At 49.0% G+C, this 14,031-nt stretch carries 11 protein-coding genes; 6 read left to right on the top strand and 5 right to left on the bottom strand.

The window, feature by feature from the left end; all coding sequences use genetic code 11:
- Window positions 1-125 precede the first annotated feature (125 nt).
- Together ACQY8X_RS01000 and ACQY8X_RS00995 are read left to right on the top strand one after the other, a co-directional pair.
- Window positions 126-605 (top strand): DUF2489 domain-containing protein, encoded by a 480-nt coding sequence (locus tag ACQY8X_RS01000; protein WP_428033272.1) that lies wholly within the window; start codon window positions 126-128, stop codon window positions 603-605.
- 7 nt (window positions 606-612) lie between these two features.
- Window positions 613-987 carry a hypothetical protein gene (locus tag ACQY8X_RS00995; RefSeq protein WP_428033271.1) on the top strand — a complete coding sequence of 125 codons (375 nt, stop codon included), beginning with the start codon at window positions 613-615 and terminating at the stop codon, window positions 985-987.
- On the opposite strand, the gene ACQY8X_RS00990 is transcribed toward ACQY8X_RS00995, so the two are convergent.
- The 5 genes from ACQY8X_RS00990 to ACQY8X_RS00970 form a co-directional block, all read right to left on the bottom strand.
- Entirely contained in the window at window positions 984-3,680 is a 2,697-nt protein-coding gene (locus ACQY8X_RS00990) for an ATP-binding protein (protein ID WP_428033270.1), read from the bottom strand. The genes ACQY8X_RS00995 and ACQY8X_RS00990 overlap by 4 nt on opposite strands.
- On the bottom strand, window positions 3,677-4,639 hold the full coding sequence (locus ACQY8X_RS00985; RefSeq protein WP_428033269.1) for an ABC transporter substrate-binding protein: 963 nt from the start codon (window positions 4,637-4,639) through the stop codon (window positions 3,677-3,679). Before ACQY8X_RS00985 ends, ACQY8X_RS00990 begins: the two co-directional genes overlap by 4 nt.
- A 20-nt stretch (window positions 4,640-4,659) precedes the next feature.
- Window positions 4,660-6,819, bottom strand: coding sequence for a TonB-dependent receptor plug domain-containing protein (locus tag ACQY8X_RS00980; RefSeq protein ID WP_428033268.1), 2,160 nt, complete (start codon window positions 6,817-6,819; stop codon window positions 4,660-4,662).
- A 360-nt stretch (window positions 6,820-7,179) separates the two neighbouring features.
- Window positions 7,180-8,319: a methyltransferase gene (locus ACQY8X_RS00975; RefSeq protein ID WP_428033267.1), complete on the bottom strand. Its 1,140-nt coding sequence runs from the start codon at window positions 8,317-8,319 to the stop codon at window positions 7,180-7,182.
- A 43-nt stretch (window positions 8,320-8,362) separates the two neighbouring features.
- Window positions 8,363-8,977, bottom strand: coding sequence for a LysE family translocator (locus ACQY8X_RS00970; RefSeq protein WP_428033266.1), 615 nt, complete (start codon window positions 8,975-8,977; stop codon window positions 8,363-8,365).
- A 467-nt stretch (window positions 8,978-9,444) separates the two neighbouring features.
- Between ACQY8X_RS00970 and ACQY8X_RS00965 the strand changes: the two genes are divergently transcribed.
- The 4 genes from ACQY8X_RS00965 (at window position 9,445) to ACQY8X_RS00950 (ending at window position 13,960) form a co-directional block, all read left to right on the top strand.
- Entirely contained in the window at window positions 9,445-10,302 is an 858-nt protein-coding gene (locus ACQY8X_RS00965) for a putative selenate ABC transporter substrate-binding protein (RefSeq protein ID WP_428033265.1), read from the top strand.
- Complete coding sequence (locus tag ACQY8X_RS00960; protein WP_428033264.1) at window positions 10,302-10,952, top strand: ATP-binding cassette domain-containing protein; 651 nt, start codon at window positions 10,302-10,304, stop codon at window positions 10,950-10,952. Before ACQY8X_RS00965 ends, ACQY8X_RS00960 begins: the two co-directional genes overlap by 1 nt.
- Entirely contained in the window at window positions 10,939-12,420 is a 1,482-nt protein-coding gene (locus ACQY8X_RS00955; protein ID WP_428033263.1) for a PhnE/PtxC family ABC transporter permease, read from the top strand. Before ACQY8X_RS00960 ends, ACQY8X_RS00955 begins: the two co-directional genes overlap by 14 nt.
- A gap of 388 nt (window positions 12,421-12,808) precedes the next feature.
- Window positions 12,809-13,960, top strand: a complete 1,152-nt coding sequence (locus ACQY8X_RS00950; protein ID WP_428033262.1) for a diaminopimelate epimerase — start codon at window positions 12,809-12,811, stop codon at window positions 13,958-13,960.
- Window positions 13,961-14,031: the final 71 nt, after the last annotated feature.

Raw genomic sequence — 14,031 nt, 5'->3', positions numbered from 1 at the left:
TCAGCGCTTCGTATCACTCGGTCATGCTTGTTCTAGATACTAGCAAGTGGCGCAGCCACGTCTAGCAAACTGCGAAGCAGCGGTCTAGCGACTGCTTTTATGACTGCTTTTAGTATAGGTATTTTATGTCTGAAACAACGCTTTATATTTTAATCACAGTAAATCTGGTTATTGTGGCGGGACTTGTGTTCTTTATTCTGCGCTTATTGGGCCGGCAGAAACAGAAACGCCTTGATGCAGAAGAGAGGTTAAAGAAAATAGCGGCTGAGGTCAGTGAGCATCGTTTACATATTATTGAGAGCTTGCAGGTGATTGGCCGGGCTATACTGAACGAAGAGATACCGCTGACGGAAGCGAGTATTCGCTGCAAAGTACTGTTGGATAACTTAGACCCACAGCTGGCTCAGTCCGATGCTTATATTGTCTTTAATGAAGTGTTTGAGCAGAGTAAGCATATTCCCCGTCTTGAGGCCTGGAAAAAGCTTAAAGGCCCGGAAAAGCTTGAGTATATCGCCCATATGGAAACACTGGAATCAGATTACAGCCATAAGGTTAACAGTGCAGCGGAACATTTGTTGTCCCAGGATTTTAACCGCTATCATTGAGGTGTAGATGGAGTTTGTCGTTGTTTTCCTGGTGAGCCTGAGCATCCTTATATTGTTGGTTGCGGGGCTTCTTTTTGGTCGTCCACCGGTCTATCGGCCTGATCGGGAGTATGTTCTGAAGCTGATGCAAGGGGTGGAGGACCGCTCAACGACAGAGCAGGCCTGGAGTCTGTTTATTCATACGCCGATCTCCCATGACACTGAGTTGGAACTGTTTCGCAGACGTTGTTACCAGTTTGATCAGGGGGAGGAATGTCCGGTGACCGCCAGGCCTGGATTACATGGTTATCTATACGATCTTCAAGGGCGTAGCTATATCAAGCAGCTGACAGCTGAGCTGGAGGAGTTTATCCGTAATGCTCCTCTGTCAGTTGATTTTTAATCAAGATACTGTTGATGTGCTATCAGGCGCTTAAGACTGGATAATATCTCCCATACCTTTCTGGTATCGCCAGCTTTTGCTGAGTCGTTAAGTATGACGCTGTAGTTTTCCAGTTCCGGAAGTTCGAATAGTCCAGCCAGACCAATCAACTGGTGGCTATGATCCCGCATGCTTTTTATATCGTTCTGCTCAAATGCCTGCAGTAACGCCTCGATCTGGGTTGTCAGTTCATGATGCAGTTGCTCTTTGCTGAGCTGATATTTGACCAGATTGGTGTTGCCTTCCGTTTCGCCTGGTTGTTCTGTGACCTCGACATCCAGTGGTTTTTCTTTTCCACAGAGCATTTCGAGTAGTTTGATCAGCCGGGTGTCATTTATGGGTTTGTACTCTATTTTGCTAACCCCGGCCTGACGCAGTGCATCTTCTTCGCTCGATATAACATCTGCCGTAAGCGCTATGATTGGCAGATCAGGGTGATGCTGGCGTACCTCACGAGCGGCCATGATGCCGTCCATTTTAGGCATGTGTACGTCCATGATGACGATGTCTGGCTTGATCTCCCTGACCCGTTTGACGGCCTGTTCGCCATCGCGTGCTTCGAACACTGTTGCGCCGGCTGACTCAATAATCTTTCGTAATAAGAGGCGATTAAAGTCGTTATCTTCGGCAACTAGTACTACGGTTCCTGCGAGTCGGGGGGGGAGACCATTATCAGCTTTCTGCTTGCTGCTCTTTACAGGTGAACGACTCAGCCATTTTTTGACTATTTCCCGATGCAAAGGTTTGCTGTTGATCGTCAGTAAGGGATTATCTCTGAGATGAGAGAACTCCTCGGTATTGCCTGCGAGAGCCGGTGTCAGCAGGAGAATAGCGCCTTTAAATGATGCAAATATACCGGCAATTTTAAGTTTTTGTTGATTCGCTATATCGGTATTGGCACTCAGGCCGAATATCAAACCTGCAGAATCACCCTGAATACCTGATAAGCTTTTTTCAAGATCCTGAATTGTTGCACAGGGGTGTATTTTAGCCACCAGTGGTTGCGTCATCCGACTAAGCGATTCGAGGCTTTCAGGGTGCCGGTCAAAAATAATCAGATCGTTTTTGAGCGGTTTAAGCGTTGCTACCTGTAGAGGTTTAGGGGCTGTTTTCACGCTGAAACTACAGCATATTTGGGTGCCTAGTTGAAGTTGACTGGATAGCTCGACGCTGCCTTGCATTAGTTGAACCAGCTTCTGGACAATCACCAGGCCCAGACCGCTACCGCCAAACCTGCGGGTTATGGAGGAATCCGCCTGGGCGAAGGCGTTGAACAGAAGTGCCTGTTGCTCTTCAGAAATTCCGATGCCTGTATCCTTCACGCAGAGTTGCATCAGTCGTTGATCATGGTTTTGTTTTATCTCCCGAAGAGTTACCAGTATCTGGCCTTTATCGGTGAACTTAATCGCATTGCTGATCAGATTGGTGGCAATCTGACGTAGTCTGGTCGGATCACCCAGTACATCGTTATAGGCCGATTCATCAACCAGATAGCTAAGCTCAAGACCTTTTGCCGCAGCGCTTTGTGACTGCATCTCCAGTGCTTCGAAAATCACCTGGTCGGGGTTGAACTGGATGCGTTCCAGTTTTATGGCATCGGATTGAAGTTTGGCAAAATCGAGAATGTCATCGATGATGGATAGCAGCATGGTCGATGTTTGATTGATAATTCGACAGTGTTCCTGCTGTTCAAAACTGAGATCTGTTTGTCTCAGCATGTTGGTAAATCCCAGAATAGAGGTCAGAGGGGTGCGTAGTTCGTGGCTCATACGAGCAAGAAACTGGTCTTTTGCGAGGTTGGCCTGATCCGCCCTCTGGCGGGCTTTCTGCAGTGCCATATTCTGTGTTTCCAGGTGTTGCATGGTTTTTCGTAACCGTTCGGTTGCTTTTTCCACCTGACTTTCCAAAATCTGGTTTGAACTCTGAACCTGCTCACCGAGTAGGTTTATCCCCTTTTCGAGAGAACCCAGCTCAGCATGCGACTGAGTTTCAACTCGGGCGTCCAGATATCCCTCCTCCAGTCTTTTGACCACCGTTGTCAGATTGATTATCGGCTTCGTCAGTGTTTCGGCAAAGCGTGCAGCGATGATAAAGGTGCATATCAGTCCGCCCAGCAGAATAAGCAGGCTGTTGCTAATGATCTGGTTTTCACGGGTATGCATCGGTTTGGTTGACATCGCCACAACAACCCAGCCCAGTAGTTCTCGATCAAGTTGGGTGGCGCTTGTTTCGGGTGAGTCACTGACAATGATGCCCTGGGTAGTAACCGGCGTGGTGAATAGCCAGACTGCGTCATCTATCAGATGGCTGGCTTGTTGTTTCAGATCGGGATTGAACGTGAAATCGTTAGAGCGGTAAAGAATTTCTCCCCTGGGATCGATAAAGATAACATCGGCGACATCTGCTTCTTGTATCGGGCCTTGACTGAGGGCTGATAACTGATGGGTGAGGCCTGAGATCAGGCCAAACTCTGAGGCCTGAGCGAGCAGGCGTGACATCGTTTCGCCCCTTTCAATCAGCGCCGATTTGTTGTCAGCTACCCGGGTCGAAACAAAGTATCCTGCCAGAATCAGGGTCATCACCAGCAGCGGTATCAGTGTTATCAATAATACCTGCTGGCGAATTCCATAGCGGTTGTTCCTGATTTTTATCACAGACTTTCTTCCTCCACAATTTGTTGCTGGAGTCGCTCCGCCGTTTTGATTGACAGACCGATCTGTCTGGCGACACGCGGATTGGTGATGACTTTAAAATAAGGGCTGAAGGAGGGGGGAGGCAGAGTACCTCCGACGATAAGATGTAACTGCTCAGCGGTGAACCGCCCGATCTCCTCAGGTGTGGTGATACATGCTGCGACCGCTCCAGCTTTGACGTAGTTCTCTGTGAAAGCCAGCAAAGGGACATGGTTGCGCAGCGACATATATAATAGCCATTTGGCTGTTGTCTTGTTAAGCGTGCTTTGATCAGGTATGACCAGAAACAGGTCTGAGCTTTCCATAATGGGCTGAATACGCTGGATTGGGTTGTCTTCCAGGGTCAGGTTTTGATAGTTAAGACTGAATTTTTTTTGTGCTGCAGCTTGTTCCAGTGCGGGCAATATATACTCTGAGTCAGGCCCAAGGGTAAACCCCAGGCTCTTCAACTCTGGTTTTATCTGACTTGCCAGTCTGAGTTGGCGTTCGAGGGGTTGATCAAGAAATATCGCCGTGGTGCTAACCTGCCTTTGGTTAAGTGCAGATGCGTACTGTTGCGATAATTGCCGGAACCTCTGACTGGGGATAAAGGTGCTGATGATGATACTGTTACTGTCTGCAAACCGCATTGCAAACTCTGTCGCCTTACTGCCGACCGCAATCAGCAATGGATATGCTGCGAGGGTGGTTTGAGCGTTGTCACTGAAATAGTCAGGATAGGATGTTTCTATGGGGATGGTTGGCCCCTGACTGATGATGGTCGATGCAACCTTCTGATAGGCTGGGTTATCACTACTGAGCAATAGCATTGCGTCAGCAGCCCTGAGGTTGCTACAGGCAAGCAAAAGAGCTATCAGTAAACAGACAATCTGACAGTTGTAGGTGGTTTTTGCGACTACTTCCTGTGTAGTTTTCGGCATAATCCGTTTTTGGCGAGCTGTCAGAAACTCAGCTGAGCTTGTAAATAGGTGCGTTGTTCAAACATATTCTCAGCATAAAACTCAGAATAGGGTTTATCCAGTAAGTTCTGCACGATCAAGGCAATACTCAGCTCATTTTGGGGAGAGAGTCTGAAGCCTTTGGATATTTTCAGATCAGTTCGATGGTAAGGGGCATTGGGTGTTTCACTGTCTTTTCTGGTTGCCTCAATCCAGCGGACAGAGCTTAAATAGTAATGGCTCAGGCTGATCTGCAGATTGTCCGGCAGCGTTATGCTGGTGAGTAATGATGCCGTATGTTCCGGGTTACGTGTATCTAAAGAGTCATGCCAATAGTGGTCGTAATTGTCGCTGGTGCGGGCATCCAGAATTCGATAACCTCGGCTTTGGATAAAACCATAATTGAAAATAATCAGGGGCTTGTAGCTGCTATTGCCCTGATATTTCAGCTGTAGCTCTACCCCTTTGTTGTTCCATGCAGACTGGTTCGTGTAGGTGAGTGTGCCATCGTTATCGCCTTCCCGTTTGGTTTCAGTGATGCCATCCGTAATCTCTTCATAAAACCAGCGAATGTCCAGATCACTGTTATATTGTGGCCATACTAAGAGCATTCCCAGATCGATAGAATCCAGCTGTTCCGGTTTGAGGTTTTCATTGGCTTCATAGACGGTATCATAGATGGTGCCAAAGAGATCCTGAAGGTTTCCGGGAGGGAGGGTGAGCGCTGGTGTATAGATCCTGATGCTGGAATTGGACTCCAGCATTGATGGCATTCGATAGGCGCGATTCGCTGAGGAGCGCAGAGTCAAATCATTACTGAGTTGATAGTTGACTGCGAACCTGGGTGATACTCGGGTCGAATTTTCCCCCCCATGTTCTGCAGAGACACCAAGATTAAAGGTCCAGTCTGGTATCCGGGTGTTTTCCCAGTGGGCGAATAACCTGTAGTTGTCCTCTGATACCATGTTATGCGTATCAAACATCTGATAGTTCCGGGCTGATTGGTGATGGTACTCCGCTCCCGTTAAGAGTTGATCGTAATCAGAGGGGGTTGATTTGATATTCAGTTCCAGCTGGTGTTGTTCGATGTTGCCAAATTCCGATGTGACTCTGTATGGATTAGCCTCCATAAATGCGGTTCCCAGAGATTCTTTATAGATATCAGGAAGTCCGTTGTCATCTGCGACATTATCAGTGTATTTAGCTCTGATCTCGGCAACGGAAAGGCGTGCTGCGTCATAATCCGTTGTGCTATGGGAGTAGCGAATCTGTACCTCATTCTGGTTATTTAGCTGGTGCTTCCACTCGATATTCTGGAATGATGATTCAAACTCCCTGCGTTTCGGGTCCGGCTGCTCTGGATCCTTAGCGGTACTTTTTATATCACCAACTGAAGAATAACCAGCATTCACCCCCAGATTGACGGTGAAAGTATCGAGTAACGTTGGTGAGATGGAGGTGTTGAAGGTGAGGTGCCGATTAAAATAAGGATCGGAATTTCCACTACTAAAGCGGTTGCCTTCGTTACCGGTAATGCCTGCTGAAAGGCTGTAGTTACCTAAGTCATGGGACGCACTATAGCGGCTATAGACCGTTTTATTGTCAAACTCTCCCTGTTGGTATTTCACAATATTTTCCCGGGGCGAGAATGCTGAGTGGGTAATAATATTGATGGCGCCAAGAAATGCATTTGATCCCTGAGTAACGGTATTGGTACCGCGAACCACTTCGATTCGTTCGATATCATCGATACTGATTGGCAGGGATTCCCAGATGACAGCAGAGAACAGGGGAATATAGACTGACCGGCCATCGATCATTACCTCCATTCGGGAGGGAAACTTGTCACTCATACCGTGATAGGCGACCGCAGACGCGTTTGTAGCGATATGGTATGACTGCATACCCGGAACCAGTCTGAACAGTTCTGAGATAGTGGTCGCGCTGGATGCTTCTATCGTTCGTCGGTCAATAATGGTGATTGAGGCGGGTGCTTCGTTGAGGGTTTGCGGTAAACGTGTTGCTGAAAAGGTAACCGGAATATCACTAAGATAATCCAGCTCGGAGAGTTCGCTCTGAACTGCACAAAATGCAGGCAGGGAGATACAGGTAAGAATGACAGACAGCGCGCTGACAGTTCGGCGTATATTCACAAATGACATGGTTGTGGTTTTACCTGCAATTAGGTTTGATCAGATCCGTGTGCCAACCCAAATAACAATAACACCCATCAATATTGCTTCGATAATAAAACCGTTGTGTTCGATTATCCATTGCATACTCAGAACCTACGTCATGTTTACCTGTTCCTGATAAACAAATGGTCAGATGAATCAGGGAAAATAAGGGCTACGAATATACCTGATATGATTAAATCGGTCGATTGAGATTCCGGCGAATGTTTGAAGAAAAAGTAAACATCCGTTTTAAAACAGGTGGGTATTGAACGCTTCTGAGCTAAAACCTTGTGCAGACCTCTGTTTATAAACGATCTTCGATACCTGTCAGACCGGCCGGGATAGTTATCGTTTAATCGCTTTCAGGATAACAAATTTGCTATTGCTGGCGACTGTTGTGCAGTTACCGAAAAGTTTTTTCAGTTTGGCGTGGTAGTTAAGGTGGCGGTTGCCGATAACCCAGAGTTCGCCGCTTGTTTTAAGTGTTGTTTTGGCTTCGGTGAACATCTGCCAGGCGATAAAGTCGCCGATGGCGTTCTGTTGGTGAAAGGGCGGATTGTTAAGGATCAGGTCACAGCTGTCTGGTGTTAATCCGTAGAGGCAATCAGTGACTCTGAATATGGCCTGGCGCCCAGGAAATGCTTCGTTAAAGTTAGTTTCAGCAGAAGCGACCGCCATATAAGACTCATCGACAAAGTGGAGGGTAGCGCCGGGGTTTGCCGCTGCAGCCATGAGTCCGACAATGCCATTCCCGCAGCCAAGATCGACTATCTGTTTAAAGCGGTTATCCGAGGGCAGGTTTTCAATCAAAAAACGGGTGCCAATATCCAGTTTTTCCCGTGAAAAGACATTGGCATGATTGAGAATCTGATACTCAGTATTTTCCAGTCGGTACGATTTTGGATAGCTATTTTCAGGAGGATAAAGTGCCCGGTCGAATTGGGCGAAGATCAGTCGGGCTTTTTTTCTGGCCAGTGAGGTTTTTGTCTCACCAATAATTTTTTCAAATAACTGCAGGGTTGAACTGTGAATGCCCTTGACCATGCCAGCGGCGATGATCCGGCTGCTCGGTGTCAGGTAGGGGCGGAGACGATGCAACTGATCCTCCAGTTGTCCCAGGCTTTTAGTCACCTTTAAGATCACCAGGTCGTAAGGTTGATCTATCTGCCCGTAATCCATCAGCGAGTGCCTGAATTCAACCGACCCGTTGTCAAGCTGGTTCTGGCTGAGATTAAGCTGTAAACCCTGTTGCGCAATATAGGAGTCACTGATAGAAATAACCGGGTATTTGGAGAGCGCACAGGCCAGCGCGCCGAAGCTATCGTTCAGAATCAGGATGCGGCTGGCGCTGTGCAGCAGTTGTGCATCATCCAGATAACCCAGCAGATATTCGTCTGCTGCATCCCAGGCACGTAGTGTTTCCTGCGGCCGGATGGGAAAGCGAGACAGTTCAAAACGTCCCTGAGGGACAGCAAGGGTTTCCATTGTGATCCTGTGGTCTGAAAGCTGGAGCGCTGATTATAAAGGACTAACTGCGTGATACCAGATAAACACCGGCACCCATCATAATACTTCCGGCAGACTGATTAAGCCGTTTCATTGCCGTTGGTGACTGTAATCGCTTACTGGCCCAGTGAGCACAAAAAGCGATGAGCATCAGGCCAAGCATCAGGGCAAACAGGGTCAGTCCTGCCGCCAGGGCAATGTCATTATGGTCGAGAGCTCCCAGATCCATAAATGTGGGTAGAAAGGCGATATAGAACAGGATCACTTTTGGGTTGGACGCCGAGATAAGAAAGCCCTGAATAAATTCCAGTGAAGAGCGTTTGGCAACGGATGCGGTTGTAGGGTCAATATGGGGTTTACTGGTAAACAGCTTGAAACCCAGATAGATCAGGTAAGCGGCACCAACCCAGCGGATCAGGGTGAACAGTCCACTCCAGTGCTCGGCGATAGTCGCCAGGCCCAGGCAGGCAAGGGTAAGGTAGATAATGTCGCTGCAAGTCATTCCCAGTGCCAGCATAAAACAGCGCCGGGAGCCCTCTACCATAGCCTTTGCCAGAATAGCAAAGACGCCGGGACCGGGGGTTATACCGAAGATAAATATAGCGATAAAAAAGGTGATGGCACTTTCGAAAGACATGAAGATTCCCCTCGGTGAACAGGAGAACAGTTTACCGCTCGACGGCGTTTATGGCTATCCTGGTAAATGGGATTAGTCGCTGAGCTGCAGCTCGCTGACCGCTGTTTTTTGCGGCGGTGATTTTTGCATAGCTGAATAGTTGAAATATCGATCGCCTGAGCGGCATCAGATGATCTGTAGAGTGTTGTGATGGGGAGTGCCGGGTACTGCGAAGTCAGTTACTCAAATCCGGTTCGTCTTAGCCTGTCCAGCATCCGTATTCACCAACATGATCTTTGCCATCTGATCATGACTGCAGTGCAGCATAGCTGGTTGTTTATATTTTTTGTCTAAGAGTCTAAATATATCAAACAGATGTTGATGTTCGGGATTGGATTTTTTAGCTTTAATGATGAAACAAGCTGCATTCATATAGGGGATTGTGCGAAAATGGCCGCCTTAATTTTACTGCTTTTTCAGGAATAAAAATGCTTAAAATATTGCTCCGTGGGTTATCTCTTATGTTGCTGGCAGGTGCGGTTCATGCAGCGCCAGCTTTCGTGTTTACCGCTATTCCTGACCAGGATGAAACGCAGTTGAAGCAGCGTTTTCAGAAAGTTGCTGATTATCTGCAGCAACAACTGAATACCGAGGTGAAGTTTATTCCGGTTAAATCCTATGCTGCGTCTATTACCGCGTTCAGAAATAATCAGGTGCAACTCGCCTGGTTTGGTGGACTGTCAGGTGTGCAGGCCAGAGAGCTTGTGCCGGGGTCCCGCGCTGTGGCTCAGGGGGTTGAAGATCCTGAATTCAAATCCTTTTTTATTGTCAATACCAGTACCGGTATTCTGCCTTCTGATCACCTGCCGGAATCTCTGCGGGGGCTGACCTTTACCTTCGGTTCAAAGGGTTCTACCTCCGGGCGTCTGATGCCTGAGTATAACCTGCGGGAACAGTTTGGTATCAGCCCCGATGAGTTGTTCAGCCGGGTCGGTTTCAGTGGTAACCACTCCCGTACGATTGCGCTGGTCGAGTCCGGAGCCTATCAGGTCGGTGCGCTGAACTATAAAGTCTGGGAAAAGGCCGTTGCCGATGGCAAGGTTGATACCTCTAAAGTCCAGGTTATCTGGGAAACACCTACTTATCCTGACTATCAGTGGACCGTGCGCGGCGATCTCGATGCGGCCTACGGCGAAGGTTTTACTGCCCGGCTGGAGAAAGCGTTGTTGGATATGAAAGATCCTGAACTGCTTAACAGCTTTCCACGTTCTGGCTTTATTCCCGCATCCAATGAAGATTTTGCACCGGTACGCAAGGTTGCCAAACAGGTAGGTTTGCTGGATTAATGACGGTACTGGCGATACAGAGCAACGCGCTGGGCTATGCTGGTCAGCGTGTTCTGGGGCCCGTCAGTCTGGATATCCGGGCTGGCGAGCACCTGATTCTGTTGGGCAAGAGTGGTTGCGGTAAATCAACCCTGCTGAATCATATCTATACCGAAAATCGGAGCGAGTGCGCTCTGATTCCGCAGGGGTTAGGGCTGGTTGAAAGCCTGAGTGTTTTTCATAACGTCTATATGGGGCGTTTATCCCGCTACAGTGTTTGGCACAATATTCGTAATCTGTTACTTCCGTCTCCAGCGCGGGTTGCCGAAATTCTGCCGCTGCTTGAGCGGTTGGGTTTAGGAGATAAGTGTTTTTCCGCAGTAGCTGATCTCTCTGGTGGGCAGCAACAGCGGGTGGCTGTTGCCCGGGCTCTTTTTCAGGACGCTTCGGTGTTACTTGCAGATGAACCGGTGTCAGCATTAGACGGGCCGGAAGCAGATCGGGTAATGTCGCTGCTGGGGCAAAACTTCACCACCGCCGTAATAACCCTGCATGATGTTGACCGGGCATTACGCTATGGTCAGCGAATTGTTGCCATTCAGAATGGTGAGCTTGTTCTGGATGAGCGCGCTGAACGGCTGACAGTCAGTGTTCTGAATGAGTTCTACTAAAATCGTGTCTGCGCCACGTTACCGCTGGCCTGGCGGTGTGCGTACTGGTCTGTGGTTTGTGCTGGTTGCGCTGATCTGTTTACCATTTGCGGATCTTGAGGTTTCCAGCCTCGACCCCTGGACCGATCTGGGACGTTTATTACAGGGCTTTATTTCGCCAGGGCTGATGGCTGCAGATCAGGTTATCGAGGCGCTACTGGCAACACTGGCGTTTGCTTTTGCCGGGGTGGCACTGGCGGTTGTCTGTGGTTTTTGCTTGGCACTGGCTTTTCAAAATACCGCTATCCGTGCGCTCTGCGCTCTGACACGCTCAATCCATGAACTGTTCTGGGCATTGATCTTTTTACAGTTTTTTGGTCTGCACCCGTTAACCGGCCTGTTGGCGATTGCTGTTCCCTATTCCGGGATATTTGCCCGTATGTATGCCGAGATTCTCGGGCAGGTGTCAAAGCAGCCGGGATATGCTCTACCCGTGGCGAGTGATTTTTTCAGTGCGTTACTCTATACCCGGCTCCCCCTGGCCTGGCCCCACCTGGTGAGCTATACCTCATATCGCCTTGAATGTGGTATCCGCAGTAGTGCGATTCTCGGATTTGTTGGACTGCCAACCCTGGGCTACTACCTGGAGTCCTCCTTTTCTCAGGGTTACTATCCTGAAGTTGCGGGTTTGATGATCCTTTTTTATCTGTTAATTGCGACAAAGAAACTCTGGCTCAGGCGCTGGACTCTGCCGCTATTTCTGCTGGGGGCGCCGTTTTTTATGGGTTCGGGGATGCCGATTATCTGGGGGAATGTCGGACGCTTCTTTTCTCAGGATATTATCCCGGCGCCTTTGCGTAATGGAGACGCAACTCTGCACTCTCTGGCGGATTGGGCGGGCTCGATTATTATTGATCAGGCACTGCCTGGAATCTGGAACACTCTGCTGCTGTCGCAGATTGCACTGGTGCTAACCGGATTATGTGCCTTGTTGTTTTTTCCATTGATCAGCCGCCACTGTTTTGGCCCCGTGGGACGCTTTCCGGGCCATATATTTCTGGTGATTGCACGTTCTACCCCGGAATATCTGCTGGCATATATCCTGTTGCAGTTGCTGGGGCCCTCAATGCTGCCTGCGGTGATCGCTCTGGCGATTCACAATGGCGCCCTCATCGGTTATCTGACCGGGCGTAATAGCAATGAGATACAACTAAGACCCGATGCGCCAGTCAGGCGTATCGACCGATATTTTTATGAGCTTCTGCCCCGTAGTTATCCGGCATTTTTATCCTTTATGCTTTACCGCTGGGAGGTGATCATGCGGGAGACTGCTATTCTGGGAATTCTGGGCATTCAGACGATCGGATTTTTTGTCGATAGCGCGATCCAGTCGATCCGATTTGATGTTGCTTTGCTGCTGATTCTGATCGCGGCGATGATGAATATCATGGTTGACCTGCTGTCGCGAAAGATTCAACAGCACATCTGATAGATATCCCTCATACATCCTGTTCTGGGATGATCTGCTAAAGCCGCCTGGCAACAGGCTGTTTTGAGTTTCCCCTGGTGCGCTGCTATTGTTCTACCGCACTGATGATCCCGTTGCCGTCCAGGATGTGGCTGGATATTGTCGTTGTTCAGGGGCGGCCGGTATTTGATTTATTGTGTGAGCAGATGGTAGATTGCTGCTCAAATAATAATTTAAACATTTGTTTGGTTTCTATTATCTTTAGACTGACCCAGGTATAGCCTCGCTGCGGATTAGGGAGTTTCTGTTTTCTGCCAGGGCAATGTGTTTTTCAGGCTGTAATCCTGACAGGCCGAATTTATACAGGTCAGGATACTGAAGCATTAAACCAACACTATCGGGAACCTTTATGAAATTAGTTCCGTTTGTGAAGTACACATCATGCGGTAACAACTTTGTTATCGTGGATGCAACGGAGCAACTCCTGCTCTCCGAGGCTGAAATGTCGCGGTTTGCTTTTCAGGCAACCAGTACCTGTTTTGGTGTGGGTTGTGACAACTTGCTGGTTATTCAGCGTTGCACCGCCGAAGCATTAAAGTCGATTGCGGACTCAAGAGAGTATTGGCCCACCCTGCCGGATGCCCATCAGGCTGATTATCTGTTTCGGATGTTTGAGCCGGATGGCAAAGAAGCGCTGTGTTGTGGTAACGGTCTGATGTGCGTGGCCAGCCATCTGTTTAACCAGCACGGGGTGTCATCTGCTTCGATTCTGACGGAGATCCCGCTGGAGACGCCGAAAGTTATTCAGATTGGGGCGGGTAAAGATAAGCAGGGTGGCTGGGTTAACCTTGGGCATCCCCGCCGGACGCCAGCAGAGCTCGCAGTGCCTGAACATTCTCTCTCTTTCAATAGCAGTATTGATCTGTACCCTGAAATCACTATCCGTTTTCGTGAGGGCGATCTGCGCAGTGCCGGTAATACAAAACAATTAAAAGTTAAAGCGCATCTGGTGTTTACCGGTGAGCCCCATTTAGTCATCTTTCCGGATACCGACTTTTCTATTCCTGAACTGGCGGATTACATTTTCAGCCGTTCGGAGCAATGGCCGGCCAGGGATCGCCGTGAGAGTTTTGGCACCTGGCTGGTTGAGCATATTGGTCAATATTTTAATACTCGCTATAAAGGGCTATTTCCGGCAGGTATCAATGTTAATCTGGCCCGGCAATTAAGCTCATGCATTATTGAAAACCGCTGTTTTGAGCGGGGAATCAACCGGGAAACGCTGGCCTGTGGTACCGGTGCCCTGGCGGTAGCGTATATCTATAGCCAGATAAATCAGCTCAGCCCGGAGACCATTGATATCTTGCCGCACCGTTGTCGTTGGCATGATAACCAGGCACAGATTCGGATCTGTCGCAGCGATAACGGGTGGTCTTTGGCCAGCGTGCCGGTGATGCTGTTTGACGGCGTTTATCGGTTGTTACCCGTTAATCATCGGGCGCTGGAAAATTTTGCAGTTTCACCAGCTCCCCTGACGGCGCTTAAGAGACTGACGTCGTGAGGGCCGGGCCTGCCCGAGCCGGATCGCTCCGACTGCTGTTAGCCGGTTGCCTCCAGCTGTTGGGTGTCCAG

This window comes from Amphritea sp. (assembly GCF_050300915.1).
Classification (GTDB): Bacteria; Pseudomonadota; Gammaproteobacteria; order Pseudomonadales; family Balneatricaceae; genus Amphritea.
This window is presented reverse-complemented; position numbering and strand designations above follow the sequence as displayed.